The organism is Brevundimonas sp. R86498, assembly GCF_044598075.1.
GTDB lineage: Bacteria > Pseudomonadota > Alphaproteobacteria > Caulobacterales > Caulobacteraceae > Brevundimonas.
In genome coordinates this window covers 314189-340585 of record NZ_CP139004.1, presented here as the reverse complement: position 1 = coordinate 340585, position 26397 = coordinate 314189, and the positions used below count along the sequence as shown (strand labels likewise).

Annotated in this window: 27 protein-coding genes; 13 read left to right on the top strand and 14 right to left on the bottom strand. The window is 69.7% G+C overall.

From position 1 onward, the window contains the following. The first annotated feature begins 13 nt into the window (after nucleotides 1-13). The 4 genes from SJY26_RS01755 to SJY26_RS01740 all read left to right on the top strand — a co-directional run bounded on the left by SJY26_RS01755 (nucleotide 14) and on the right by SJY26_RS01740 (nucleotide 7705). Entirely contained in the window at nucleotides 14-676 is a 663-nt protein-coding gene (locus SJY26_RS01755) for an ImuA family protein (protein WP_396594450.1), read from the top strand. After that, nucleotides 597-2192 carry a Y-family DNA polymerase gene (locus SJY26_RS01750; protein ID WP_396594449.1) on the top strand — a complete coding sequence of 532 codons (1596 nt, stop codon included), beginning with the start codon at nucleotides 597-599 and terminating at the stop codon, nucleotides 2190-2192. Before SJY26_RS01755 ends, SJY26_RS01750 begins: the two co-directional genes overlap by 80 nt. Next, nucleotides 2189-5698 (top strand): error-prone DNA polymerase, encoded by a 3510-nt coding sequence (locus SJY26_RS01745; RefSeq protein ID WP_396594448.1) that lies wholly within the window; start codon nucleotides 2189-2191, stop codon nucleotides 5696-5698. The genes SJY26_RS01750 and SJY26_RS01745 overlap by 4 nt, the downstream gene beginning before the upstream one ends. A 114-nt stretch (nucleotides 5699-5812) precedes the next feature. Then, nucleotides 5813-7705 carry an oligopeptide:H+ symporter gene (locus tag SJY26_RS01740; protein ID WP_396594447.1) on the top strand — a complete coding sequence of 631 codons (1893 nt, stop codon included), beginning with the start codon at nucleotides 5813-5815 and terminating at the stop codon, nucleotides 7703-7705. Nucleotides 7706-7763: 58 nt separating this feature from the next. Here SJY26_RS01740 and SJY26_RS01735 read toward each other — a convergent pair whose 3' ends face one another. After that, entirely contained in the window at nucleotides 7764-9827 is a 2064-nt protein-coding gene (locus SJY26_RS01735) for a TonB-dependent receptor plug domain-containing protein (protein ID WP_396594446.1), read from the bottom strand. A gap of 118 nt (nucleotides 9828-9945) precedes the next feature. Continuing rightward, nucleotides 9946-10548: a hypothetical protein gene (locus tag SJY26_RS01730; RefSeq protein WP_396594445.1), complete on the bottom strand. Its 603-nt coding sequence runs from the start codon at nucleotides 10546-10548 to the stop codon at nucleotides 9946-9948. Nucleotides 10549-10700: 152 nt separating this feature from the next. Between SJY26_RS01730 and SJY26_RS01725 the strand changes: the two genes are divergently transcribed. Further along, a complete protein-coding gene (locus SJY26_RS01725) occupies nucleotides 10701-11657 on the top strand; it encodes a TraB/GumN family protein (RefSeq protein WP_396594444.1) in 957 nt (318 codons plus the stop codon). 9 nt (nucleotides 11658-11666) lie between these two features. Here the strand turns inward: SJY26_RS01725 and tldD are convergent, their stop codons facing one another. Beyond that, nucleotides 11667-13097 carry a metalloprotease TldD gene (gene tldD, locus SJY26_RS01720; RefSeq protein WP_396594443.1) on the bottom strand — a complete coding sequence of 477 codons (1431 nt, stop codon included), beginning with the start codon at nucleotides 13095-13097 and terminating at the stop codon, nucleotides 11667-11669. 143 nt (nucleotides 13098-13240) lie between these two features. Here tldD and SJY26_RS01715 point away from each other — a divergent pair, with 143 nt between their 5' ends. Then, nucleotides 13241-13501, top strand: coding sequence for a hypothetical protein (locus SJY26_RS01715; protein ID WP_396594442.1), 261 nt, complete (start codon nucleotides 13241-13243; stop codon nucleotides 13499-13501). Between the two features lie 53 nt (nucleotides 13502-13554). On the opposite strand, the gene SJY26_RS01710 is transcribed toward SJY26_RS01715, so the two are convergent. The 9 genes from SJY26_RS01710 to def form a co-directional block, all read right to left on the bottom strand. Next, nucleotides 13555-14340, bottom strand: a complete 786-nt coding sequence (locus SJY26_RS01710) for a GIN domain-containing protein (RefSeq protein WP_396594441.1) — start codon at nucleotides 14338-14340, stop codon at nucleotides 13555-13557. Next, the gene (locus SJY26_RS01705) at nucleotides 14337-14927 is read right to left on the bottom strand and encodes a DUF1700 domain-containing protein (RefSeq protein WP_396594440.1); all 591 of its coding nucleotides are present in this window, start codon (nucleotides 14925-14927) and stop codon (nucleotides 14337-14339) included. The genes SJY26_RS01710 and SJY26_RS01705 overlap by 4 nt, the downstream gene beginning before the upstream one ends. After that, on the bottom strand, nucleotides 14924-15268 hold the full coding sequence (locus tag SJY26_RS01700) for a PadR family transcriptional regulator (protein ID WP_396594439.1): 345 nt from the start codon (nucleotides 15266-15268) through the stop codon (nucleotides 14924-14926). The genes SJY26_RS01705 and SJY26_RS01700 overlap by 4 nt, the downstream gene beginning before the upstream one ends. 87 nt (nucleotides 15269-15355) lie before the next feature. Then, nucleotides 15356-16096: a tRNA pseudouridine(38-40) synthase TruA gene (gene truA / locus SJY26_RS01695; protein ID WP_396594438.1), complete on the bottom strand. Its 741-nt coding sequence runs from the start codon at nucleotides 16094-16096 to the stop codon at nucleotides 15356-15358. Next, on the bottom strand, nucleotides 16096-17022 hold the full coding sequence (gene fmt / locus SJY26_RS01690) for a methionyl-tRNA formyltransferase (RefSeq protein ID WP_396594437.1): 927 nt from the start codon (nucleotides 17020-17022) through the stop codon (nucleotides 16096-16098). Before fmt ends, truA begins: the two co-directional genes overlap by 1 nt. Nucleotides 17023-17037: 15 nt before the next feature. Next, entirely contained in the window at nucleotides 17038-17361 is a 324-nt protein-coding gene (locus SJY26_RS01685) for a type II toxin-antitoxin system PemK/MazF family toxin (RefSeq protein ID WP_396594436.1), read from the bottom strand. Continuing rightward, on the bottom strand, nucleotides 17343-17561 hold the full coding sequence (locus tag SJY26_RS01680; protein ID WP_396594435.1) for a hypothetical protein: 219 nt from the start codon (nucleotides 17559-17561) through the stop codon (nucleotides 17343-17345). The genes SJY26_RS01685 and SJY26_RS01680 overlap by 19 nt, the downstream gene beginning before the upstream one ends. Before the next feature lie 41 nt (nucleotides 17562-17602). Beyond that, a complete protein-coding gene (locus tag SJY26_RS01675) occupies nucleotides 17603-17821 on the bottom strand; it encodes a hypothetical protein (protein WP_396594434.1) in 219 nt (72 codons plus the stop codon). Next, complete coding sequence (gene def / locus SJY26_RS01670; protein WP_396594433.1) at nucleotides 17821-18393, bottom strand: peptide deformylase; 573 nt, start codon at nucleotides 18391-18393, stop codon at nucleotides 17821-17823. Before def ends, SJY26_RS01675 begins: the two co-directional genes overlap by 1 nt. A gap of 96 nt (nucleotides 18394-18489) precedes the next feature. Between def and SJY26_RS01665 the strand changes: the two genes are divergently transcribed. Further along, nucleotides 18490-19623, top strand: coding sequence for a pentapeptide repeat-containing protein (locus tag SJY26_RS01665; protein WP_396594432.1), 1134 nt, complete (start codon nucleotides 18490-18492; stop codon nucleotides 19621-19623). On the opposite strand, the gene SJY26_RS01660 is transcribed toward SJY26_RS01665, so the two are convergent. Both SJY26_RS01660 and SJY26_RS01655 read right to left on the bottom strand, forming a co-directional pair. After that, nucleotides 19591-20007, bottom strand: a complete 417-nt coding sequence (locus SJY26_RS01660) for an acyl-CoA thioesterase (protein ID WP_396594431.1) — start codon at nucleotides 20005-20007, stop codon at nucleotides 19591-19593. The genes SJY26_RS01665 and SJY26_RS01660 overlap by 33 nt on opposite strands. A gap of 5 nt (nucleotides 20008-20012) precedes the next feature. Further along, on the bottom strand, nucleotides 20013-22100 hold the full coding sequence (locus SJY26_RS01655; RefSeq protein WP_396594430.1) for a prolyl oligopeptidase family serine peptidase: 2088 nt from the start codon (nucleotides 22098-22100) through the stop codon (nucleotides 20013-20015). Between the two features lie 113 nt (nucleotides 22101-22213). On the opposite strand from SJY26_RS01655, the gene SJY26_RS01650 reads away from it, so the two are divergent. The 6 genes from SJY26_RS01650 (at nucleotide 22214) to murU (ending at nucleotide 26285) form a co-directional block, all read left to right on the top strand. Continuing rightward, nucleotides 22214-22477 (top strand): type II toxin-antitoxin system Phd/YefM family antitoxin, encoded by a 264-nt coding sequence (locus tag SJY26_RS01650; protein WP_396594429.1) that lies wholly within the window; start codon nucleotides 22214-22216, stop codon nucleotides 22475-22477. Beyond that, nucleotides 22474-22860: a type II toxin-antitoxin system VapC family toxin gene (locus SJY26_RS01645; RefSeq protein ID WP_396594428.1), complete on the top strand. Its 387-nt coding sequence runs from the start codon at nucleotides 22474-22476 to the stop codon at nucleotides 22858-22860. Before SJY26_RS01650 ends, SJY26_RS01645 begins: the two co-directional genes overlap by 4 nt. Before the next feature lie 64 nt (nucleotides 22861-22924). Continuing rightward, complete coding sequence (locus SJY26_RS01640; protein WP_396594427.1) at nucleotides 22925-23809, top strand: 1-acyl-sn-glycerol-3-phosphate acyltransferase; 885 nt, start codon at nucleotides 22925-22927, stop codon at nucleotides 23807-23809. Continuing rightward, nucleotides 23806-24282 (top strand): tRNA (adenosine(37)-N6)-threonylcarbamoyltransferase complex ATPase subunit type 1 TsaE, encoded by a 477-nt coding sequence (gene tsaE, locus SJY26_RS01635; protein ID WP_396594426.1) that lies wholly within the window; start codon nucleotides 23806-23808, stop codon nucleotides 24280-24282. Before SJY26_RS01640 ends, tsaE begins: the two co-directional genes overlap by 4 nt. Further along, nucleotides 24275-25375, top strand: a complete 1101-nt coding sequence (gene amgK, locus SJY26_RS01630; RefSeq protein WP_396594425.1) for an N-acetylmuramate/N-acetylglucosamine kinase AmgK — start codon at nucleotides 24275-24277, stop codon at nucleotides 25373-25375. The genes tsaE and amgK overlap by 8 nt, the downstream gene beginning before the upstream one ends. A gap of 184 nt (nucleotides 25376-25559) precedes the next feature. Further along, nucleotides 25560-26285, top strand: a complete 726-nt coding sequence (gene murU, locus SJY26_RS01625) for an N-acetylmuramate alpha-1-phosphate uridylyltransferase MurU (protein ID WP_396594424.1) — start codon at nucleotides 25560-25562, stop codon at nucleotides 26283-26285. The last annotated feature ends 112 nt before the right edge of the window (nucleotides 26286-26397 follow it).

Below are 26397 nucleotides of genomic sequence, written 5' to 3'. Positions count from 1 at the left end.
GTCCCGATCCGCCATGGACACCTGTTCGCCCCGTTCGCCAGATCCCGTCCCGCCCGCCCACGCCCCCCTGCTGCAGGGGCTGGAAGAGGTGTGCGCCGCCGGTCCCCGCGACATGGCCGGGGCCCTGGCCTTTGTCCTGTCCCGCGCCGGACGGGGCCCGGGTCGCGGCGTGGCCCTGACCGTGACCCGGGCATGGCTGGCAGAGTATGGCCGCCCCCACGGCCCTGGACTGGCCGGGTTCGGCCGTCGTGAGGGCGTCCTCCTGGTCATTACCCGCACCGAGGCCGACTGCCTCTGGGCCATGGAGCAGGCCCTGCGGTCCGGAGGGCTGGATGCGGTGCTGGGCGGGATCGACAGCGTCGACCTGACCCGGACCCGCCGGCTGGAGTTCGCCGCCCGCGACGGCAAGGCCTCGGGCATCCTGCTGCGCACCCGGACCGGGGATCTCAGCGCGGCGCGGCGGCGCTGGCGGGTCTCGACCCTGAGCAGTGCTTCGGACGCCCACGACCCGCGCGCGCCCGGCCGGCTGAGCCTGCGCGCCGAACTGACCCGAAGCCGGACGGAGCGTCCCGGCGTCTGGATGCTGGAGCAGGATGATGAGACGCATCGTCTCCGTCTGGCTGATCGACTGGCCGGTGACGGTCCGGGCGCGGTCGGCCGGCCCCACGCCGCCTGACCCCTTCGCTCCGGATGCGGGGGCCGAGGCCCTGATCCTGCGCACCGCGCGGGGGGCGGTGATCCATGCCCTGAACCCCGCCGCCCGGGCGCTCAACCTGTCGCGCGGCCAGACCCAGGCCGACGCCCTGGCCATGGTCCCGCGCCTTATCTGTCATCCCGCCGATCCCCTCGCCGACGCCCGGGCCCTGGAGGTCCTCGCGGTCTGGGCCGAGCGCTGGTCGCCCACGGTCGCCGTCGATCTCTCGGACGGCGGGCTGGAGGGCCTGTTCCTCGACCTGACCGGAGCCACCCATCTGTTCGGGGGCGAGGCCGCCACCCTGGACCAGATCGAACAGCGGCTGTCCGCCGCCGGCCTCCGCGCCCGCACGGCCATGGCCCCCACGCCCGGGGCCGCCTGGGCCCTCGCCCGCTGGGGCACCACGACCCGGATCGCCGGGGAGACAGAGGTGCGCGCAGCGCTCGCCCCCCTGCCGCTGGAGGCCCTGCGCCTCGACCCCGCCACCCTGAAACAGGCCCGGCGGTTCGGCCTCACCACCATCGGGGCCCTCTATCCCATGCCCCGCGCCGGCCTCGCCCGCCGCTTCCGCGACGAGGCCGGCATCGGTCTGGTGCGCCGGCTGGATCAGGCCCTGGGCGGCACCGCCGAGGCCCTGACCCCGACCCGTCCCCCCGCCCGCTATCGCGGCTGGGAGGCCTTCGCCGACCCCCTGACCGACACCGCCGGCATCGAGGCGCGCCTGCCCGGACTGGCCGACAGCCTGGCCCGGGGTCTGGAGGCGGACGGGCAGGGGGCCCGCGCCCTGACCCTGACCGCCTTCCGCGTCGACGGCCGGGCCGAGACGCTGTCGGTCCGCATGGGGCGGGCGCTCCGCGACGTCGACATCTGGCTGCGGCTGTTCCGCGAGACCGGGATCGCCCGCCTCGATCCCGGCTTCGGCATCGACGCCCTGATGCTGACCGCCGACCTGACCGAGCCGGTCCTCGCCCGCCAGATCACCCTGGGCGATGAGGACGCCGCCCGTTCGGCCGAGGGCCTGGCCGCCCTGATCGACCGCCTGTCGGCCCGGCTGGGCGAGGACGCGGTCCAGGTCGCGGAGCCCCAGGGCTCGTGGCTGCCCGAACGGGCCGAACGCTGGCGACTGGCGCTGGGGCGGGCCGAACCCCGTCCCCCGGCGGTGACGCAGGCCCATGACCGCGCCCGCCCCCTTTTGCTGCTCGACCCGCCCGAGCCGGTCGAGGCCATCGCCGAACTGCCCGACGGGGCCCCGGCCCGCTTCACCTGGCGGCGGGTCTCGCGCCGGGTATCGAAGGCGGACGGCCCTGAACGTCTGTCCCCGGAATGGTGGCGACCGCGCCCTGACGGCCGTCAGGTCCGCACCCGCGACTACTACCGGATCGAGGATGATCAGGGCCTGCGCTACTGGCTGTTCCGCGAGGGTCTGTATGGCCCGGAGTTCACCGGCGCGCCCGACGAACGTCCACCGTCCTGGTGGATGCACGGGATGTTCCCGTGAGCGCGCCCGTGACTCCCTCCGGGTGGGACGGCCGCTATGCCGAACTGGGGGCCCGGACCAATTTCAGCTTTCTGGAAGGAGCCTCCCACCCCGGCGAGCTGATGCGTCAGGCCAAGGCGCTGGGTCTGGCCGCTGTTGGCGTGGCTGACCGCAACACCCTGGCCGGCATGGTCCGGGCCCTGATGGGGGCCGAGGAGGTCGACATCCCCCTCGTCGTCGGCGTCCGGCTGGTCTTTCTGGACACCACCGAACTGATCGTCTTCCCCCGCGACCGCCCCGCCTACGCCCGCCTCTGCCGCCTGCTGACCCTCGGCAAGAGCGAGATCGAGGTCTCCCCTCCATCCGCGTCGCGGATGGGGGGGTGGATCGACGGCGAGAGCCGTCGAGACGGGGGGGGCGACCCGGTGGTGGAGATGAGCGTCTGGCGACAGCGGCGAGATTTATCCCAGGACGGCACCATCGCCTCGCCCCCTCCGTCAGCTCGCCAAGAGGCTCGCTGCCACCTCCCCATCCGCGACGCGGATGGGGAGGAGACCCATGCTCCCGCTCCCGCTCCCGCCCCCGACCGCATCACCAAGGGCGAAACCCGTCTGACCTTCGATCAGGCCACCGCCTTCGGCACCGGCATGATCGCCCTCGCCGTCGCCCCCGAAATCCCCGACGCCGCCTTCGAGGCCCGGCTGAAAGACTGGCGCACCGCCTGGCCCGACACCCTGTATCTGGCCGCCCAGCCCCTGTGGCGCGGCGGCGACCGGGCGCGGCTGAACCGGCTGGCGGCCATAGCGGAGCGCACCGGAGCCCCCCTGATCGCCACCAACGCCGTCTTGTATCACCACCCCGAGCGTCGCCCCCTGCAGGACGTCCTGACCTGTATCCGCGAGGGCACCACCATCGATGCCGCGGGCCTGACGCTTCAGGCCAATGCCGAGCGCCATCTGAAACCGCCGGTCCAGATGGCCCGCCTGTTCCGGGGCCATGAGGCGGCGCTGGCCCGCACAATGGAGGTGGTCCGGGCCTGCACCTTCTCCCTGCGCGAACTCAGTTATCAGTATCCGGACGAACCCGTTCCCGCCGGCTGGTCGCCGCAGCGCTGGCTGATCCGGCTGACCTTCCAGGGCGCGCGCCGGGTCTTCCCGGAAGGCGTGTCGCGCAAGGTCCTCCAGACCATCGTCAAGGAACTGCGGCTGGTCCGCGAGCTGGCCTACGCCCCCTATTTCCTGACCGTGAACGACATCGTCGCCTGGGCCCGCCATCCGGACCGGGACATCCTGTGTCAGGGGCGGGGCTCGGCCGCCAACTCCGTCATCTGTTTCTGCCTCGGCATCACCAATGTCGATCCGACCAGCCAGGACATGCTGATCGAGCGGTTCATCTCGTCCGAGCGCTCCGAGCCACCCGACATCGACGTCGACTTCGAACATGAGCGGCGCGAGGAGGTGATGCAGTATGTCTATCGCCGCTACGGCCGCGACCGCGCCGGCATCGTCGCCACCATCATCCACTACCGGCCGCGCTCGGCCATCCGCGATGTGGGCAAGGCGCTGGGCCTGACCGAGGACGTCACCGCCCGTCTGGCCGACACCGTCTGGGGCTCCTACGGGGCCGAGGTGAAGGACCAGCACGTCGACCGGACCGGCGTCAGCCGCGAGGATCCCCGCCTGAAGCTGGCGCTCGATCTGACGGCCGAGCTGATCCACTTCCCCCGCCATCTCAGCCAGCACGTCGGCGGCTTCGTCCTCAGCCAGGAGCCCCTGTGCGAGATCGTGCCCATCGGCAATGCCGCCATGGCCGACCGCACCTTCATCGAATGGGACAAGGACGATATCGACCATCTGAAGCTGATGAAGGTCGATGTTCTGGCATTGGGCATGCTGACGGCGCTGAAGCGGGCCTTCCGGATGATTGAGGCTGACTACGGCCGGCCCCTGACCCTGGCCACCGTCCCGCGCGAGGTCCCGGCCGTCTACCGGATGCTTCAGACCGGGGACTCGCTGGGCGTCTTCCAGGTCGAGAGCCGGGCCCAGATGGCCATGCTGCCCCGGCTGAAGCCGCGCGAATTCTACGATCTGGTGGTCCAGGTCGCCATCGTCCGCCCCGGCCCGATCCAGGGCGACATGGTCCACCCCTATCTGAAGCGCCGGGCCGAACGCCGGGCGGCGGAGGCCGCGGGTCTGCCCTTCGACATCGACTATCCGCACCCGGCGCCGGACCATGGCTCACCGGATGAACTGCGCCTGATCCTGCACAAGACCCTGGGCGTGCCCCTGTTTCAGGAACAGGCCATGCGCATCGCCATGGACGCGGCGAAGTTCACGGGCAACGAGGCCAACGGCCTGCGCCGGGCCATGGCCACCTTCCGCCACATGGGCACCATCGGCCACTACGAGGCGATGATGGTCGGCCGCATGATCGACCGCGGCTATGACCCCGAGTTCGCCCGCCGCTGCTTCGCCCAGATCAAGGGCTTCGGCGAATACGGCTTCCCCGAAAGCCACGCCTGCTCCTTCGCCCACCTGGTCTACATCTCGTCGTGGGTGAAATGCTTCTATCCGGACGTCTTCACCGCCGCCCTGCTGAACAGCCAGCCGATGGGCTTCTATGCCCCGGCCCAGCTGGTCCGCGACGCCCGCGAGCACGGCGTCGAGGTGCGCCACCCGGATGTGAACGCCAGCGGCTGGGATGCCGCGCTGGAGCCCCGCCCCGGCCAGACGCAGCACGCCCTGCGCCTCGGTTTCCGCTCCATCGACGGCTTCCGCGAGGCCTGGGCCGGGGCGATCGTCAGCGCCCGCGCCGCCGCCCCCTTCCGCGATCTGGAGGATCTGCGCCGCCGCGCCGCCCTGCCGCCCGCCGCGCTGGACCGTCTGGCCGAGGCCGACGGCTATGGCTCGCTGGACCTGTCACGCCGTCAGGGCCTGTGGTCGGCGAAGGGCGCGCCCCCGGCCTCCAGCGCCCCCCTGTTCGAGGCCATGGGGCTGGACGAGGCGGACGGCGCCCCGCCCGCCGCCCTGCCGCGCCTGACCGCGGCGGAGGAGGTCGTCGGCGACTACCAGTCCATCCGCCTGTCGCTGAAGGGCCACCCGGTCGCCTTCCTGCGCGAGCGCCTGACCCGGGCGGGGGCCGTGACGGCCGAGGCCTACAGGGCGACCCGCGACAACCGCCGCGTCTCCGTCGGCGGCGTCGTCCTGGTCCGCCAGCGCCCGGGCTCGGCCAGGGGGGTGGTCTTCCTGACCATCGAGGACGAGACGGCGGTGGCCAATCTGGTGGTCTGGCCCGATGTGTTCGAGCGCCTCCGCCCTGTCGCCATGGGGGCCCGGATGGTCCTGGCCCGGGGCCGGGTCCAGCGGTCGGAAGGGGTGGTCCATCTGGTGGTCGAGGACCTGATCGACTGGACCCCGATGCTGGGGCATCTGTCGACCGCCCCCACCCCCGGCTCCGGCCACGCCCCCGCCCGCGGCCACCACCCCCGCGATGTGCGCGTCCTGCCGGGCTCACGGGATTTTCACTGACCGTCGCCTCTCCTGTGACGATCCGGTGACCATAAGGCTTGTCCCTCCCGGCCCGCCGTGCTGCTTATGCCGCCACAGGTGCCCCCGAAAGGCGCGATCCACAGGAGTGAGAGTTTGAGTGCGACGGATGGCGGAGGCGCGGTTGCGCCCCAGAAGCAGTTCCTGGGGCACCCCCGCGGGCTGGTGATCCTGTTCTTCACCGAGATGTGGGAACGGTTCTCCTTCTACGGCATGCGGGCCCTGCTGGTCCTGTACCTGACCCAGCACTTCCTGTTCGGCTCGGCCGAGGCCCAGGGCATCTACGCCGCCTATGCCGCGCTCGTGTATCTGATGCCGGTGCTGGGCGGGGCCATCGCCGACCGCTTCCTCGGCTCGCGCAAGGCCGTGACGCTCGGCGCGCTTCTGCTGGTCGCCGGCCACGGCATGATGGCCTTCGAGGGCTCCGGCGGTCGCGAGACCATCCAGTATGCCGGTCAGGCCTACGAGATCCAGGTCGAGGGCCGCGACACCGATCGCCAGCTCTACGCCCTCGTGGGCGATCAGCGCGTCCCGGTTCAGGTCACGCCTGAAGGCATCCGGGTCTCCGATCTGCCGACCACAGCCGAAAGCGCGGCGGTCGTGGCCGGTGCCGCCACGCCCGCAAACGTTCCCGCCGGGGCTACGGTCACGGACCCGGAGGCAGCCGCCGTCCCCGCTGATGGCCCCGCCTCGGCCGCCGCCACTGCCCGGCAGACCCAGGTCGATCGCGCCATCGCCGACGACGGGGCCCGCGCCGGTCTGCCCGCCCTGATCGCCCCCGGCGACTATGAGATCGAAAAGACGGTCGATCTCGCCGGACAGTCGGTCCTCTTCTTCGCCCTGGCCCTGATCGTCGTGGGCGTTGGCTTCCTCAAGCCCAACATCTCCACCGTCGTGGGCTCGCTCTATGAGCAGGGTGATCCGCGCCGCGATTCCGGCTTCACCATCTTCTACGTCGGCATCAATCTGGGCTCGTTCCTGGCCTCGGCGGTCTGCGCCTGGCTGGGCATCGAATACGGCTGGAAATACGGCTTCGGCCTCGCCGGCATCGGCATGTTGCTGGGGCTGATCACCTTCTGGGTGGGCCAGAGCTGGCTCGGCAACCGCGCCGATCCGCCGGCCAGCGCCCAGCTGGACAAGAAGACCCTGGGCATCCCGCGTGAGGCCTGGATCTACATCCTCGGCATCCTCGCCGTCATCCCCATGTGGCTGATCGTGCAGCAGCATGACGCCGTCGAGGCCTCGCTGCTGTACCTCGTGCCGACCATCTTCGCCGGCCTGCTGCTGTATTCCGCCATCTTCATCAAGGGCGACGGGCGCTGGCGCATGCTGGCAGCGATCGTCCTGACGATGTTCTCGGTGCTGTTCTGGACCCTGTTCGAACAGGCGGGCTCCAGCCTGACCCTGTTCGCCGACCAGTCGACCCTGATGCCCAACGGCTTCAACGCCGCCATGACCCAGGTCTTCAACCCCGGCACCATCATCGTCTTCGGCCCCATCCTCGCGGCCCTGTGGCTGTGGCTGGGCAAGAAGGGTCTGGAGCCCAATGTCCCGGTCAAGTTCGGCCTCGGGCTGGTCTCTGTCGGTGCCGGCTTCCTGCTGCTGGTCTGGGCCGCCAACAGCCAGGCCAATGACCTGTTCAAGGTGCCGCTGATCTGGCTGTTCCTCGCCTATTTCCTGCACTCGATCGGAGAGCTTCTGGTGTCCCCGGTCGGCCTGTCGATGATCACCAAACTGTCCGTGCCGAAGATGGTCGGCATGATGATGGGGGCCTGGTTCATGGCCTCGGCCCTTGCCCACATCGTCGCCGGCATTATCGCCAAGTCCACCGCGACCGAGACGGTGGGCGGCGTGGTGACCAATCCCGAACTGGCGCTGTCGACCTATGCCGGCGTGTTCCAGACCATCGGCCTCTGGGGCGTGGGCATCGGATTCCTGCTTCTGCTGCTGTCGCCCGGCATCAAATGGATGATGCGCGGCGTCAAATAGAAGCGTCCGGAAAGGAAAGGGGCCCGGCGGAGCGATCCGCCGGGCCCTTTTTCATGCCTCAGAAGCTCTTCCTCACCCGGATCTGCCAGAAGGTGCGGGGATCAATGGGGCGCAGCTCGACGAAGGCCACCGGCCGGGCAGGCGACCGGTCCGCGAAGACCGTCCGTTCCAGCCGGAAGTCGTTCCACAGGTTCACCTGGGCCCGGATCGACAGGGTCGGGGTCGGCTTGTACTCGGCATAGGCCTCGACATAGTCGGCCCCGGTGAACCCCGAGATCTGGTCCGGATCGTAGGAGAACTGGCCCAGGCGATCGAGATAGGTCACGGCCCAGTTCAGCTTCCAGCTCGTGATATCCTGGGCGATGGTGAACCCGGGCTGGGTCGGCCGGACGCCCGAGATCGGCCGTTCCTCGCCGGTCGTGGGGTCGGTCACCCGGGTCTTGTTCCAGCTGTTGCGGAAGCTGAACTGACCGCCGGAAAAACCGGTCCAGTCCAGCGGAACCACCACATTGACCGCCAGCTGGTCCAGGGTTCCGTCGCCGATGTTGCCCGTGGCGGCCAGCCCGCCGGGCAGGGGCAGCCGGTCGATCACATCAATGATCTCGTCATGGCGATAGCCGATCGAGACGATGCCGTCGCCGAGGAAGCGGCGCTCATAGACCAGTTCGCTGATCCAGCGCTGCTCGGGCTCCAGATCGACATTGCCGCCAAAGACCACGTCGTCCTCGAGGTCCGAGGAGGCCGCGAAGTCCCCGAAATCCAGCTGGCCCAGCTCCCGCTCGAAGCGGAAGCGCAGCTGGTTTTGCGGCCGGGGCGTCCAGGTCAGCTGCAGGCGCGGCTTGGCAAAGAAGAAGCTCTTTTCCTGATCCGCATCGCCTGACTGGGTCAGGGTCGAGGCCTCCATCCGCAGGCCGCCCTCGACGGTCAGATCCGTGCGCGGCCGCCAGGTCGCTTTGCCGAACACCTCGCCCCGCTTTTCCTCCACCTTGATCTGGTCCGAGGGCAGGGGCACGGCGACGCCGCCCTGCAGGAAGGCCTGATCGATCTCCAGCATATTGTAGGCGACCTCGCCCCCGGCCTCGAGAGTCAGCGCCGATGACCGTTCCCAGCGCAGCAGCGAGCGCAGGATGCTCTCGGAGGCCCGGCCATCGGCCTCGAACCGCTGTTCCGGGCTGACGACAGCATCCACCCGGTTGTTCGACAGCGAGGCGTTCTCGAAGTCCTCCCATTCGTGGATCAGGCGGGTTTCGGAGACCAGCCCGGTGCCCATCGGGCGGGTGAAGACCAGGCCGACCTCGCCATTGGTTTCCTCCTCGTCAAAGCGGTTCTCGCGCAGGATTCCCGGCGCGTCCTGCAGGCTCCACTGGCTGTAGTCGAACTGGCCGATCCGGCCCGTCAGATCGATCTTGCCGCCCATGAAGGCGTCAGCATAGTTGCCGCGGATGCTCTGGCCGCCGCCCTGCTGGTCGTTGAAATAGCCCTCGTCCCTCAGGATCGTGCCATTGGCGTCGCGGCGGATGACCCGTCCGACGCCATTGGAATCGCTGACACTGACCCCGTCCGACAGGGTGAAGCCCCAGACGCGCTCGCCGTCCCGGGCGGTGAACTGATAGCTGCCGTTGGCCGCGTCCTGGCCGCCCTCGAACAGGAAGGCTGTGCCGGTGAGGATATGTTCGCGGCTGGACTGGGTCCTGGTGATGACGTTCACCACCACCGAATAGCCCTGCATGTCGATGCCGGGCGCGCCACCGCGGATCAGTTCGATCCGCTCGACCTGGGGCACCAGGGTGCGGCCGAGGACATTGGAGCCGCTGTCGTTCTTGGAGGCGGGACGCGAGCCATTGATCAGCACATTGCCAACGGCCCCCTCGAAGCCGCGCGAGCCGTCGCCGTCTTCGACCGAGAAGCCCGGCACCCGGTTGACCATGTCCAGCGCCGTATTGGGCCGCTGGTCGGCGAAGAACTCGGGGGTGAAGACCAGCACACCCTGCTGGCCGGGCACCGCCGCCGCAGCGCTTGTTCCCGGCAGGGGCACCGGCACCGGGGCCTGTGTCTGGGCCATTGCTCCGGTCGCGCTGACCACAAGCGCCGTACCCGCCAGCAAAATCGTTTTCGTCACCATCACAAGGCCCCCTCTTTACAAGAACCGGGTGTGACGATCCGTGCGGGTAACCTCCAGTTACAAGACAGACAGGTGGATTAAATCGGTGACAGCATTACAGCCGATTCACCTCTGTGGCTTATTCGGACGAATACTTGATGACATCCGTATAGGCGACGGGGCCCGTGCCCGGGTGGCTGTCACCAGTGTCGCGGCCGTCAGCCCGCGCCGCCCATCGCGCTGCCCGCTCCTCGGCCGCCCGATCCCGACGGCGACCAGGCCATGCCTCGTCCGGGCCGTCGTTTCGTCCGATCCACCTTCGGCCCTGCGCCACGACCGCATCATAGGCCTCCATGGGCGACAACCTGTGGGTGACGGGGGTCGGGGAGGGCATGCGCGGCGTGCCGTCCGGGCTCCAGACCTCCCCCGCCCAGGCGTCTGTGGCCGACAGCGACGCATCCGCCCGCATCTCGGCCCGTTCCTGCGCCGCCCGGTCCAGCGCAGCCTTTTCGAAGCCGGTGCTCAGGATCCCGACCTCCATCGGCGCGCCCGGATCGATCTCCGGCTCGACCGGGGCCACGACCGCGATGGCCAGCGCCGGCCCGGATCGTCGCGGCGTGTCCTCGGCCCCCCCGGCCAGGGCCGCAAATCCCCCGATGCAGACCAGGACCACGGCCCCGCTGGCCATCAGACCATGGCGCACGGCGGGTTGTGACAGGGATTGTATCAGGGGGTGGGTCATGGATCCGTCGGACAGGGTGCAGGGCCGGCTCCTGGTCAAACCCGGAGACGGCGTGGCTGTTCCCGACCTGACCCGGTTTCCCGCCACGCTTGCGCCACAACGACCGGTGACCCTCGCTACGACAACGGCTGTGCCGCTCCGGGGAGAGGGTCATGAGACGCGTTCTGGCAGGCCTGACGATTCTGGTGCTGCTGACCTTCTCCCTGTCCGCAGGGGCGCAGGACGCTGGCCCGCCGATCGCCGATGAAGCGGACCGGGTCGACGATGTCGTCGTGGTCGCCCGCCGTGCCGGGGCCCCGATGTGGACCGTCACCCGCGGCGAAAGCACCGTCATCCTGGTGGGAGCGATCAGCGGGGTACCGCGCGATTTCGCCTGGCGACCCGAGGCGCTTCAGGCCGCAACGGCCCGCTCGCAGCGCATCCTTTATCCGACCGAGGCCCAGACCTCGATGAGCGACCTGCTTCGCCTGCTCTGGCGTATCCGCACCATCACCCGCCTGCCCGAGGGCACCACCACCGCTGACTATCTGCCTGCGGACCTTCAGGCCCGGGTCGAGGTCCTGATGGCCGACGAGAACGATCGCTGGCGTAGCCAGAGTCTCGTTGGCCTCGGTTTCGACCTGCTGGAAAAGGCCGGTCGCGAGCGTCGCGGCTCGGGGGCCGGCACTGTGGTCCGTCGCGCCGCGCGCGAGGCCCGGCTCCCCGGAGAACCGGTCGGGATCGTCCGGGGTGACGAACTGGTGGAGGGTCTGATCTCGGATCCTCCGGCCCAGTATGTCCCCTGTATCGCGGCGGCGGCCGCGGCCGCCGAGGCCGGCCCGGACGGTGCTGTCGCGCGTCTGGAGGCGTGGCGGTCCTTGCGGGTCGCCGATGTGCTGGCCAACCCGCTGGATCAGGCCCTGAACCTGTGCTGGCCGTCCGGCGATCCGGAAATCGCGCCGGTCCTGCGCGAGCAGTGGCGCGTGGCGACGCAGACCGCGCTGGCCCAGCCGGGCGTGACCATGGGCGTCGCCTCCCTGCGTATCCTGGCCGAGCCCGGCGGCGTGCTGGACCAGCTGGAGGCTGAGGGGGCCGACATCCTCGGCCCGGACTGGAAGCCCGAAGCCTGAGGCCAGGCCTCAGACCGAAGTGCCCCCCACCGTCAGGCCGCCGATCTTCAGGCTAGGCTGGCCGATGCCGACCGGGACGCCCTGACCCGCCTTGCCGCAGACTCCGATGCCGGGATCAAAGTCGAAGTCGTCCCCGACCATGGACACATTGGTCAGGGCCGTGGCCCCGTCGCCGATCAGGGTCGCGCCGCGCACCGGGGCGGTGATCTTCCCATCCTCGATCAGATAGGCCTCGGTGCACTGGAACACGAACTTGCCGTTGGTGATGTCGACTTGGCCGCCACCGAAGTTCGCCGCATACAGTCCCCGCTTCGTGCTCGCGATCATGTCCGCCTGTTTGGCCGATCCGCCCTCCATGAAGGTGTTGGTCATGCGCGGCATCGGCATGTGGGCGAAGGACTGCCGTCGGCCGTTTCCCGTCGCCCGCTGGCGCAGCTGACGCGCCGACAGCCGGTCGTTCATCAGCCCGACCATGATGCCGTCCTCGATCAGCACGGTGCGGGACGTCGGCGTGCCCTCATCATCGACCGACAGCGAACCCCGCCGCCCGGCGATGGAGCCGTCATCGACCACGGTCACGCCCGGGGCCGCCACCCGCTTGCCCATCATGCCGGAGAAGACCGACGACCCCTTCCTGTGGAAATCCCCCTCGAAGCCGTGGCCGATGGCCTCGTGCAGCAGCACGCCGGGCCAGCCGGCGGCCAGAACCACATCCATCTCCCCGGCCGGGCAGTCGACCGCGTCCAGATTGACCAGGGCCCCGCGCAGGGCCTCGTCGATCTGGGCCTGCCACCGATCGGGCGCGATCCAGGTCTCGAAGCCCGCCCGCCCGCCGGCCCCGCTGGACATGGTCTCGCGCCGGCCGTCGCGTTCGACGGTGACCGACACGTTCAGCCGCACCAGCGGGCGGACATCGCGCACCGTCAGACCGTCTGCCCTCAGGATCTCGATGGCCCGCCGCTCGCCCACCAGCGTGGCCGAGACCTGAACCACCCGCGGATCGCGCGCCCGGGCCCAGGCGTCGATCTCCTGCAGCAGGGCGATCTTGTCGGAGAAGGCGGGCGAGGCGAGAGGGTCGACCGCGTCATACAGTTTCTGATTGGTCGCCCGCGGCCCCTCTGCCGCGACCCCGGCATGACCGGACTTGGCCAGCGCCGCGCTGTCGGCGGCGCGCCGCAGGGCGGCGGTCGAGATTTCATTGGCATGGGCATAGCCGGCCGTCTCGCCGGCCACGACCCTCAGGCCGAAGCCCTCGGTCGCGTCATAGGCGGCGGACTTCAGCCGCCCGTCGTCGAACACCAGCGACTCCAGCTCCGAGCGCTCGAGGAACAGCTCCCCGTCATCGGCCCCGTGCAGGGCTCCCTCCAGGATTGACAGGGCCTCGTTCGGATCGACGCCCGAGGTCTCGAGCAGGGGGGGCGGGGGAATATGGATCGTCATGGCCCACAGATAGGGGGCCGTCCCGCCCGCGTCACGCCCCGCTCCTGCAAATGTGTCGGAACATCGGCGAAGCGCGGCGGTTTAACCGGGTGCCGGCGAGCCTGCAGGCGGATGTCCCGCTACGCGCCGGTCCGGAGCTTCTCATGAAAACAACCGCATCGATCATCGCCGCCGCCGCTGCCGCCCTCGCCCTGTCCGCTTGCGGGGACGGTGAACGCACCGCGACCGCAGAGACCTCCGTCGCCGAGGCCGAGGTCACCACCGAAATGCCCGAGGGGGCCATCCCGGACGCCCAGCTGGAGGCCGCCGCCAACCGCGCGGTCGCCAATGCGAGCCAGCCCCAGGACGGGGCCCTGGCCCCGATGACGGGGAACCAGACCTCTACGACCGCACCCACCCAGTAGTGGGCGGCGCAACTGGCCGGGATCCCAAGGATCCCGGCCAGTCCATGATACGCCTAGCTGCCCACGCTCACATCCCCCGATCCCGACACACTCTGGTTCACCGTCGCCGGCCGGGTCGTCACATCGACATCCCCCGAGCCGGAGATGGTGATGTCCGCCCGGCCGGTCGGGGCGACGCGGGCGTCCCCCGATCCGGCGATGGCGACATTGGCGTCGGTGGTCACAAGGTCCGACAGGTCCGCGTCGCCCGAGCCGGAGATGTCCAGCTCCAGCGCCCGGGTCCGGCCGCTGGCCTCAACCTCACCCGAACCCGAGATGTCGATCGCCAGGGTGTCCTGATCATACGCCGTCAGGGTCAGGTCTCCGGATCCCTCCAGGTCGAAGGTGTTGATGTTTGGGGCCGTGACGACGATCCGGAGTTCGTTGCGCTCCGAGCGGGCGGTCAGGCCACCCTGATTCCAGCCGAAGACGACGCGTTCATCGCCTTCACCGAGCGACAGACGGCCATTCTCCAGCCGGACCCGGTCGGCCAGTCCGCTTGGCCCGGTGATCACGACACCCGTCTCGGCCCCCTGGACGTACTCCACGGTCAATGCCGCCTCGATGCCGAGCGACTGACCGCCGTCCCAGGCCAGGGTGCGGGTGATGACCGGCCCCAGATCGGCGGTGCCGCCGCCGCGGACCCGTTCGAAGCGGATATTCTCTCCATTCTCGTCATGGAAGGTCCAGGCCCAGCCGTTGCGGGCCATGTCGCGGCCACCGAGGGCGAAGGCCCCGCCGATGGAGGCCGTGGCCAGCACAAGGCCGGCGACGGCGATGATGAACAGGGTCCGGATCATGCGGGGTCTCCCGTGAAGACGGTGGATTGGGGCTCAAGCGCGGGCTTGAGCAGGCGGTAGTGCAGGCGGGCGAACCAGATGAGGCCGTTGACCAGCCAGATGGTGAGGATGGCCAGCAGGGCCCCGGCCGCGGCGGCCCCGGCCATCAGGCCCAGCCCGCCCAGCAGGGCGGCGGCGACACCCCCCGGGAAGCCGGTGAACGGCCCGGCCACCATGAGGGCCCCGCCCGTGATGAACAGGGCGATGACGGCGATGAAGAAGCCGAACAGGGTCCCGACCACCCCCATCAGGATGGGCAGCAGGATCAGGATGTCGATCGCCCCCAGCCCCAGCACCGCGAACACGGCGGCGGCGGCGGCGGAGGGGTTCTTCTCCTGATGCCAGCGCTGGGCCCCGGCCTCGGCCCGCAGTTCGCGGGCCAGACGGTCGGGGTTACCGAGCGCGGCCGCGACCTCGGCCTCGGTCCGCCCGGCGGCGACGCCGTCGTCGAAATGGGTCTCATAGTCCGAGACGATCTCGGCGGCGGTCGACATCGGCAGGCCCACAAGGCCCTGTTTCAGACGACTGAGGAATTCTGCGCGCGTCATGCGGGCACTCCCGGTTGGGCGTCGTTGGCGACGATGGCGTCGACGGCGCGGGTGAAATGGGTCCATTCGGCGGACTGGGCGGCCAGGGCCTCACGGCCGGCCGGGCTCAGCCGATAGTATTTGCGCGACGGGCCCGACGCGGATTCGACCAGATAGGTCTCCACCAGACCGTCCGACTGCATGCGGCGCATCAGCGGGTAGATCGTGCCCTCGCCCATGTCGATCGCATCCGACAGCCGGCTGGCGATCTCGTAGGCGTAACTGTCGGCACGGGCCAGAAGCGCCAGGACGCACAGTCCCAACACCCCCTTCTTCAACTGTATCTCTATGGTTTCGGGCATTCCGAACACCTCCTGTGATGTCAGGAGGCTATCGCAAGGTACCATGCGCTGCAAGGTAGCTATCACAACATGACAGCGATTTAACGATCAGGGGTATTCCACCCCGGTCAGATACAGGCCGTCTGACGGCGACACCGGCCCACACGCCGCGCGGTCCCGGGCCTCAAGGGCGGCGGTGACATCGTCCGGCGACCAGCGGCCCAGCCCCACCTCGACCAGGGTCCCGGTCATGGAGCGGACCTGCCGGTGCAGGAAGGAGCGCGCCTCGAACACCAGATGCACCTCTTCGCCCAGCCGACGGACGGCGGCCACATCCAGCGTCTTCTCCGGCGACTTCGACTGGCAGGCCAGGTCGCGGAAGGTGGTGAAGTCGTGGTGCCCGATCAGGCGCAGCGCCCCCGCCTGCATGGCCTCCGCATCCAGCGGCTTTCGCACATGCCAGACCCGGCCCCGCTCCAGCGCCGGCCGCCCGGGCCGGTTCAGGATCCGGTACAGATATCTGCGCCCCGTGGCCGAGAACCGCGCATGCCAGTCACCGGCCACCGCCTGACAGTCCAGCACCGCCACCGCCTCGCGGATCAGGTGGGCGTTCAGGGCGTTCATCACCGTCGCGGCCGGCCAGTCCTTCTCCAGATCGACATGGGCCACCTGACCCGTGGCATGCACGCCCGAGTCCGTCCGCCCGGCCGCCGCGATCCGCACGGTCTGGCCGCAGAAGGCATGGATCGCGGTCTCCACCGCCCCCTGCACCGTCGGCAGCCCCTCCTGGGCCTGAAACCCCGCATAGGGGCCGCCGTCATACTCCAGCGTCAACCGGTACCGGGGCATCAGCCCAGCACGGTCCCGACCGGCAGGGCAAACCCGTTCAGGAAATCGGCCGGCGACGCCTGGGCCCGGCCCTCGCGCTGCACCCGCAACAGCCGCACCGCCCCGTCGCCGGTCCCGATCAGCAGCTCATCGTCCAGCACCTCGCCCGGTGCCCCCTGACCCTTCAGGCTCACCCGCGACAGCAGGGCCTTGACCCGCACCGGCCCGTCCGGACCCGGGGCCTCGAACCAGGCCCCGGGGAAGGGCGAGAGGCCCCGGATATGGCAGTCGATCTCCGCCGCGCTCCGGCTCCAGTCGATCCGCGCCTCGGCCGGGGTGATCTTCTTCGCATAGGTCGGCTCCCCAGTCTGGGGCGTGCCCGTGACGCCGCCGCGCTCGATCGCCGCCAGCACCCGGGTCCACAGACTGGCCCCGGTGGTCGCCATCCGGTCGGCAAGGGTGGCCGCCGTATCGTCCGGCTGGATCGGCAGCACCTCGCTCAGCAGGATGTCGCCCTCATCCAGACCCTCGGACATCCGCATGATCTGCACGCCGGTCTGGCGGTCGCCGGCCATGATGGCCCGCTGGATCGGGGCCGCCCCGCGCCAGCGCGGCAGCAGCGACCCATGCAGGTTGAAACACCCCAGCCGGGGGGCCTCCAGCACTCCGGGCTTCAGGATCTGGCCATAGGCGACCACACAGGCGGCATCCAGATCCAGACTGCGGAAGGTCTCGATCGCCTCGTCCGTCTTCATCGAGGCGGGCGTGAATACCGGCAGCCCCATGGTCTCGGCAAAGGCCTGGACCGGGGACGGCGTCAGCTTCTGGCCGCGCCCCCTGGGCCGGGGCGGCTGGGAATAGACGGCGACGATGTCATGACCCGAGGCGATCAGCTCGGCCAGCGACGGCACGGCGAAATCGGGGGTCCCCATAAAGGCGAGGCGCATGGCCGGGGTTTAGCGTCAGACCAGACCAAGGAACAGGGCAAGGGCGACATCCACCCGTCGAAGGGTCCTCGGGTCGAGGCTGCCGATCGCATTGCGGATCTTGTCGACATAAACCGTCTGGGGTTTGTCGATCATGATCTGGCATCGTTGCTTCAGGCCGTTTCCGTCCGTCGGCAGCACATCCAGACGAAAGGAAACCCCGCTGCGCAGGTCGGTCGTGAGCGGTAGAAGGGTCAGGCTGTCCAGATAGTTGAATGCGGCAGACTGGACCACGAGGGCGGGCCGGGGCTTTCCGAACTCCCGCGGAAACACGGCGACGACTATTTGGCCTCGTTCCATGCCCAGTCCGAGTTGTCCGCGACGGACGCCCACCCGTCCATCAGCTCACGCTCCGCAGGGTCGTTGCGACGCTTTTCGACCCATGCCGCGATTTCGGCCTGACCTTCCGGCGAGCGATAGTGGGCCGCCAGACGACGGGCCTCCTCGATCAGGTCGGGCCGGAGAAGCAGCGGCAGGTCTTCTGGTTCAGGATGAGCCATAGACGCATCCTGCCACAAAACGGCGTTTCTGTCGAAACCGGCTACTGCCAGCGGGTCGAGACCCCGCCGCCCTCGTCCCATTCGCCGCCGGCGTCCAGGGCGTCGTCAAAGTCCAGCAGCCGGTCCAGCACCACGCCGGCGACCAGGCCGATGGCCAGAACCCCGACCAGCGTCACGACCGAGCCGAGGCCGATCTTTTCCGAGCGCGTCAGGCGGCGTCGACCCTGCGGATCGACGATCCGGGTCCGGGCGTGGGCCATCAGGCGTCCTCCCTCAGTCGCATGGTCTTCTTGACCTTGGACATGGCGCGGTCGCGACGCAGGCGCGACAGGTGGTCGATGAACAGCACCCCGTTCAGATGGTCCAGCTCATGCTGGAAACAGACGGCGTACAGGCCCTCGATCTCTTCCTCGATCCGCGCTCCGGCCCGGTCCAGATAGGTCACGCGCACCCGCGCCGGCCGCTCGACCTCGTCGAAATATTCGGGGATCGAAAGACAGCCCTCCTCGTAGCAGAAGGTCTCGTCGGAGGCCCACAGGACCTCGGGATTGGCGAAAAAGCGCGGGTTGGGGATGCGGGGTTCCTCACCCTCCGCTGCCGGTTCGGCCCCCTCGGGCACCGGTCCGTCGCCCAGATCCATGACCACGACCCGGCGCAGATCGCCGATCTGCACGGCGGCCAGCCCGATACCCGGAGCGTCGTACATCGTCTCCAGCATGTCATCCATCAACGCGCGGACGCTGTCGTCCACGGTGTCGACAGGCTTTGACACCTGTTTCAGGATCGCCAGATCGGCGGTGTTGTCGATGGTCAGAATGCGTCGGATGGCCATATCGGTCAGGTAGGCGCGGGGGGGCGGGGGGTCAAGTTTCCGGCCGGCCGGGGCCTTGCACACCCTTCCGAAACCGTTTGCGGTCAAGCTTGCGGAATGACCGTTCCCGACCGGCAGATGCAGGGCCTCGCGGCCGAGATCGAACTGCACGAGCGCTTCGTCACCGGCCTGCCCGGGGGGCGACGGCTGGTGCTGCGCTTCTTCCGGCTGGCCGGGGCCATGCTGCAGAAGCGCCGTCTGGCCGGGGCCGACCTGACCGGGTCCAATCTGTCGGACGCCAAGATGGCGGCCTCGGACCTGTCCTCGGCTGTGCTCTACTGCTGTGATCTGCGCGACATCGACCTCCGGGCCGCCAATCTGACCAATGCCGACCTGCGCGGCTCCACCCTGCGCGGGGCCAAGCTTTACGGGGCCCGGATGGACGGGGTCGATCTCCGCGACGCCCGGCTGGCCCGCACCGAGGCCAAAAGCCCCTTCCGCGTCTGGACCACCGATACGGACCGGCCCGCGCCGCGCGTCGGGGCCGACGGTGAAATCCGTCAGGGCGTGGATCTGCGTCACGCCTCGCTGAAGCGGGCCCGGCTCGGCAATGCGAAGCTCAAGGACGCGGACTTCAGCGGGGCCGACATGGCCAATGCCGATCTGGCCGGAGCAGACCTGCGCGGCTGCCGGTTCGCCGACACCATCCTGACCGGGGTGGACCTGCGCACCGTCCGGATCGACGCCATTGCGCTGGCCACCTGTGTGCTGGATCCCGACGCCTCGGCCCTGGCCGGCGCGGGTCAGGTCCGCCAGGCCCTCAATGACGCCGAGGCCTGGGTGGACAGCCATGGCACCCGCGGCAAGGTGGCCGACCTGTCCGGCCTCGACGTCCGGCCCGCCACAGAGGCCTTCGCCGGTCGCCGCCTCGCCGGGCTGCGCGCCGCCGGCTTGCGCGCCATCGATGTCGATTTTTCCGGCAGCCAGCTGACCGGTGCCGTCTTCCGCCATGCCGATCTGCGCGGGGCGAAATTTCGTGGCTGCGACCTGCGCGGCGTCAGTTTCGCTGACTGCCAGCTGGCCTTCGCCGACTTCACCGGCGCGGTCACCGGGGCCATCGTCAAGGAAGACGGGACCGAGGTCTCGACCGATTTCGACAACGCCAATCTGACCGGTGCCGTTCTCGCCTTCCAGCCGACCCCGCCCCCGGACGCCCCCTCAGGCCGCGCCGACCTCGACCTCGCCTGCTGAAGGCAGGGGCCGGGGCTTCCGCGCCGCATCGATCGCCACATAGGTGAAGACGCCCTCGGTCACGCGCGAGATGGTCTGGGTCGAGCGCGGCCGCTTCCACGCCTCGACCCGCACCCGGACCGAGGTCCGCCCGGCGCGCAGAACCGTGGCGTACAGCGACACCTCGTCACCGACCGAAACCGGCTGGTGAAACACCATGGCGTCCACCGCCACGGTCGCGCACCGGCCCTGGGCCAGGTCGAAGGCGGGGGTGGAGCCGGCCAGATCCATCTGCGCCAGCAGCCAGCCGCCGAAGATGTCACCTTCCGGGTTGGTGTCGGCCGGCATGGCGATGACCCGCCCGACCAGCTGACCGTCGGGCGTTTCCGGGGAGGGAAGGGCCATGGAGATCAGTCCTGCGGTTTCAGGTGGCGGTCCAGCCAGCCGAACACCTCATTGTGCCACTGCAGGCTGTTCTGGGGTTTGAGCACCCAGTGGTTCTCATCCGGGAAGACGATCAGCCGGCTCTCGATCCCGCGCCGCTGCAGGGCGGTGAAGGTCGACAGCCCCTGGGCCGTCGGGATGCGGTAGTCGAGATCGCCCTGGATCACCAGCATCGGCGTCTTCCACTGGTCGACATGGTTGACCGGGTTGAAGCGCTCATACCCTTCCGGGTTCTCCCACGGGGTGCCGCCATACTCCCATTCGGTGAACCACAGCTCCTCGGTCGAATAGCCCATGCCGCGCACGTCGAAGACGCCGTCGTGGTTGACCAGACATTTGAACTCATCGGACCACTTCCCGGCGATCCAGTTGATCATATAGCCGCCGTAGGACGCCCCCAGCGCACAGGCGTTGTCGCCGTCCAGGAAGCTGTATTTCGACTGGGCCGCCGCCCAGCCCTTCTGCAGGTCCTCCAGCGGCCGGTCGCCCCAGTGCTGGCTGATCGCGTCGGTAAAGCCCTGCCCGTAACCGGTCGAGCCGTGGAAATCGATCATCACCACCGCATAGCCGGCTCCGGCATAGGTGGAGGGGTTCCAGCGGTACGACCAGCTGTTGCCGAACGAACCCTGCGGCCCTCCGTGGATCAGGAAGGCGACCGGATACTTCCGGCCCTCGACATAGCCGGCGGGCTTGATGACATAGCCGTGCACCGTCTCGTCGTTCCAGCCCTCGAAGGTGAACTGCTCGGCCTCCCCGAACGCGAGGGCGTCCAGCTGCGGGTTCACATCGGTGATCCGGATCGGCATCTCGCGCCCGCGGAAGGTCTTGACGTAAAGCTCCGACGGCGAGGTCAGGCTGTCCATGGCGATGACGAAGCCCGACGGCGTCTGATCGAAGGCCGAGACATGGCCGGGCCCCGTGATCGGCACGACCGCGCCATTGGCGGCGTCGACGGCGAACAGTTTCGTCTGGCCGGTGTCGCCGGCCGTGACATACAGCGTCCGCCCGTCCGCCGACCATTGCAGGCTGTCGGCCGACCGGTCCCAGTTGGCCGCGATCTGGCGCTTCGATCCCGTGGCCACATCCATCAGGGTGATCTGCCAGCGATCCGCCTCGAACCCCGGCCGCGCCATGGCCCGGTAGGCCAGCGTCCTGCCGTCCGGCGAGAACACCGGCCCCGTGTCCCACGCCTCATTGTCATCGGTCAGGTTGGTGAAGCCCTCGCCGGTCAGGCCATTGGTGCGGAACAGGTCGAAATTGGTGCTCCACGGCTCGGTCTGCCCGGCCACCCGGGCCGAGAAGACCACGGCCGATCCGTCCGGCGTGAAGGTGAACTCGCCCTCGTCCCCGAACGGCTTGGAGGGGGTGTCGCCGTCGAACCCGTGCGTCACCCAGACCGGCTCGCCCGACCCGTCCGTGTTCAGCACGAACAGATGGTTCTGCGTCCCGTCATTCCAGGTGTCCCAGTGGCGCACGAACATCCGGTCATAGACCTGACCCGTCGACTGGCGCGCCGCCGCCTCCTCGCCCCGCGCGACCGAACAGTCCAGATCATCGCAGGCCGGATACACTGCCAGCGACACGGCGACCTTCGACCCATCGGGGCTCAGCCGGTAGGCGTTGATGTCCAGCGGCAGGTTCGTGACCTGTGTCGCCGTCGCCCCCGTCGCATCCGTCTTCCAGACCTGGCTGGTCCCCGACCGGCCCGACAGGAAATACAGCGCCCCGTCCGCTCCCCAGCGCGCGCTGTTGGCCCCCCCGTCCGAGATGGCCAGCCGCCGCGCCTCGCCCCCGCCCGACAGGTCCTGGATCATCAGCCGGGAGACCCCGCGATTGGCCTCCATGTCCGTGGCCCGCACGGCGTAGACCACATGGCGCCCGTCCGGCGACACGCGCGGATCCGACAGCCGGTTGGCTTCCAGCATCTCCGTATAGGTGAAGGCGCGTTCGGCGCTCTGGGCCGCCGCGGCCGGGGCCTGGGCCTGGGCCAGGGCGGGCAGGGCGGTCAGCATCGCCACGGCGGCGCAGGCGGAAAGCAGGGAACGGTGACGCATGGGGCGGCTCCTGGAACGGGGGTGCCGCTGGCCTAGCACCAGCGGCCCGCCGGCGAAAGTTGCGGCTGATCGGCGGATTAGCTAAGTTAGTGGGACCAAGATGAGGCCTTGCGATGACCACCGTCACCGTCCACCACGCCAAGACCCACCTGTCCAAACTGATCGCCGCCGCCGAACGGGGCGAGGAGGTCATCATCGCCCGCGGCAACAAGCCAGCCGTGCGCATGGTGGCGGTCCAGCCTGCGGACCCGCCGAAGCCCCGTCTGCCCCGAACGCCGGGCCGGTTGAAGGGTCTGGTGGCGCTCGACGACAGCTTCTTTGAGCCGATGTCCGAAGAAGACCTGCGGCTCTGGGAAGGCGAAGGCCACCAGTATTGAACCTGCTGCTCGACACCCATGCGCTGGTCTGGTGGCTTGGGAACAGTCCCGGCCTCAGCGAGGCTGCGGACACGGCCATCCGCAACCCGGACAACACGGTGTTCGTCAGCCCTGTCTCGGCGTTCGAGATCGCCCAGAAGCACCGGCTCGGAAAGCTCCCGTCGGCAGCGCGACTGGCCAACGACTTCGACAGCGACATGGAGGCCGAGGATTTCGTCCTTCTTTCACTCACGACGGCCGAGGCCCGTCTGGCCGGTGCGATGGTGCATACGCATCGCGATCCCTTCGACCGCATGCTGATCGCCCGGGCCCTGCTCAACCAGATGACCCTCGTTTCGAACGAACGACTGTTCGACGACTTCGGCGTGTCCCGCCTCTGGTAGCGATCGGGTCCGCCTGCTGTCCCCCGCTTGCCTGTCCCCTGCGCAGGGGCGACAAGGAGGCCGGATGACCGCTTCGCGCCCCGCCACGCCTGACACACCTCCCGCCGTCCCCGCGCGCCGGCCGGCGCATATCGTGGACGTGCTGATCGCCGAGCGCGCGCCCCGTCTCACCGCCTCCCCGGCCTGGCCCCTGATCCGCCCGGCCCTCTACAGCCTGCTGGCCTATGGCCGCGCCCGGACCATGGCCGACGCCATCGCCCCCCTGTCGGGTCAGGCCAGCCTTGACCATGTCTCGAACCTGCTGGACCTCCGGGTCTCGACCCTGAACCTCGACCGCGTCCCCGCGACCGGCCGCTGCGTCGTGGTCTGTAACCACCCCACCGGCATCGCCGACGGCATCGCCGTCCATGACGCCATCAAAAAGCGTCGCCCCGACGCCATCTGGTTCGCCAACGCCGATGCCCTGCGCGTCTCGCCCCGGCTGGACGAGGTGCTCATCCCCGTCGAATGGGTGGTGACCAAACGCACCCGGGAAAAGACCCGCGCCACCCTCGACGCCGCCCGCGCGGCCTTCGAGGCCGAGCGCTGCATCGTCCTCTTCCCCGCCGGCCGTCTGGCCCGGGTCGGCAAGGACGGCCAGCTCACCGACCCCGAATGGGCCCCCACCGCCGTGTCGCTGGCGCGGAAATACCAGGCCCCCATCATCCCGATCCATGTGACCGGCCCGGCCTCGACCCTGTTCCACCTGTTCGACCGCATCTCGCCCGAACTGCGCGATATCACCCTGTTCCACGAGCTGCTGAACAAGCGGAAGAAGGCCTTCCGGCTCAGCGTCGGTGTCCCCATCCCGCCCGGCCGCCTCGACATCGACGCCGCCCGGTCGACCTATGCGCTGAAAGCCTTCACCGAGCGGGTCCTGCCGTCCCAGCCCGATGCGGAGTTCGCGTGAGCGTCACCCTCGACCTGCCCGACGCCGCGGCCACCACGGCCCTTGGCGAAGCCATCGCCCCCCGACTGGCGCTGGGCGAGGCCGTCCTGCTGTACGGGCCTCTGGGCATGGGCAAGTCCACCCTCGCCCGCGGCCTGATCCGGGCGCTGGCCGGCCCCGACGAGGATGTCCCGTCCCCCACCTTCACCCTCGTCCAGGTCTATGAGACCGATCCACCGGTGGCCCATTTCGACCTCTACCGCCTGACCCGCCCGGACGAGGCCTTCGAGATCGGTCTGGACGAGGCGCTCGACACCGGCTGCGCCCTGATCGAATGGCCCGAGCGTCTGGGCGACGATCCCGCCCGCGCGCTCGGTCCCGACCGCCTCTCGATTGTGCTTGAGGAAGCGGGCGAGGGACGGCATGCCACCCTGTCCGGTACCGGCAGCTGGGCCACCAAGATCAATGCCGTCGTCGAAGGCCTCAATGTCTGATCCCCTGATTGAGCGTGAGGCCCGGCGGGTCGCCTTCCTGGCCGAGGTGGGCCTCGCCGACGCCGTGCGCGCCCCCCTGCCGGGCGACGCCTCGACCCGGCGCTACGAGCGGTTGACCCCGCCGTCCGGCGATCCCCTCATGCTGATGGATCAGGTCGCTGCGGCCGAAAGCCCGCCGGCCGATCCCTCATGGTCGCCCGAGCGCCGCAAGGCCGAGGGCTGGAACGCCATCGCCCGCCTGTCCGCCGGCCGGATCGAGGCCTTCGCCGCCGTCGCCGCCCACCTGCGCGATGTCGGCCTTTCGGCCCCGGCCGTGGTCGCCCTCGACGCCCCCGCCGGCCTCGCGGTGCTGGAGGATTTCGGTGACGCCCTGTTCGCCCGGGTGATCGAGGCCGGTCAGGACGAGCGTCCCCTGTATCTGGCCGCCGTCGAGGCCCTCGCCGTCCTCCACGCCGCCCCCACCCCGCCGAAACTCAACGGGGCCGCGGGCCCCTGGCCCCTCCAGACCTATGACGCCACCGCCCTCCAGGGCGGGGCCGATCTGTTCGTGGAATGGCTGCCGAAACTGCGCCCCGACCTGCGCCTCGACGCCGCCGCCCTCGACGACTGGCACGCCGCCTGGGCCCCCATCGTCGCCGCCGGCGAGGCCGGGGCCTCGGTCGTCGCCCACCGCGACTATCATGCCGAGAACCTGATCTGGCTGCCTGAGCGCGACGGGCCCGCCCGCGTCGGCATGATCGACTTCCAGGACGCCGTCCGCGCCCATCCGTCGTGGGACCTCCACTCCCTGCTGCAGGACGCCCGCCGCGACGTCGCCCCCGCGCTGGAAGCCGAGGCGCTGGACCACTATTTCAGCCTCGCCCCCGTCGACGACCGCGCGGGCTTCCTGCGCGCCTATGCCGGCCTCGCCGCCCTGAACGAGGCGCGCATCCTCGGCATCTTTGCCCGGCTGATCGTGCGTGACGGCAAGCCCCGCTACGCCGCCTTCATGCCGCGCATGTGGGCCCATCTGAACGCCAACCTCGCGAAACCCGGGCTGGAAGACGTCGCCCGCTGGTTCGACCGCCACGTCCCGCCGGAGCTGCGCCAATGATCGCGCACCTTGAGTCCTTCCCCCGCTTGCGGGGGAAAGCCGTCCGTCTTCGAGCGAAGCTCGAACAGGACGGATGGGGGAATTGTCCTGTTGAGGGCGAGGCGCTGACTTCCCCCATCGTCATGCGTGTCGCTGCGCGCCACGACATGACACTTCCCCCGCAAGCGGGGGAAGGGCTGCGCCCATGACCGCCCCCACGACCGCCATGGTGCTGGCCGCCGGCCTCGGCACCCGGATGCGCCCCCTGACCGACGACCGGCCCAAGGCCCTGGTCGAGGTCGGCGGCCGCGCCCTGATCGACCATGTGCTGGACCGGCTGGTTGAGGCGGGGGTGCAGACGGCGGTGGTCAATGTCCACTGGTTCGCCGACCGGCTGGAGGCGCATCTGGCCGCGCGCGGCCGGGGCCCCGTGATCCGCATCTCCGACGAGCGCGCGGAACTGCTGGAAACCGGCGGCGGCCTGAAAAAGGCCCGCCCCCTGCTGGGCGACGCCCCGGTCTTCGTGGCCAATATCGACAGCGTCTGGACCGACGGCCCCTCCACCACGACCGGCTGGGCCGACGCCCTCATCCGCCTGTGGGACCCGGCCCGGATGGACGCCTGTCTGCTGCTGGCCCGGCGCGAGGGCGCGATCGGCTTCGAGGGTGACGGCGATTTCTTCCTCGCCGACGACGGCCGCCTGACCTTCCGGGGTGACGCCCCGTCTGCCCCCTTCGCCTATATGGGCGTCCACATCACCCGCCCCGACTATGCCGACACCGGCCCCGACGGCCCCTTCTCCCTCAGCCCCCTGTGGCGCGCCTCGGCCGCCGCCGGCCGCCTCTATGGCTGCGTGCTCGACGGCGACTGGATGCACGTCGGCGACCCCCAGGCGCGCGACGAGGCCGAGGCCCGGCTGGCGCAGGGATGACTCCACCAATTCCGCTCATCCCCGCGAACGCGGGGACCCAGTCCTTTCGTGGGGCACGGTGCGCGGGATGACGGTCCGCGCGCGCCATACCCGATCACCGCCCAAAGCACTG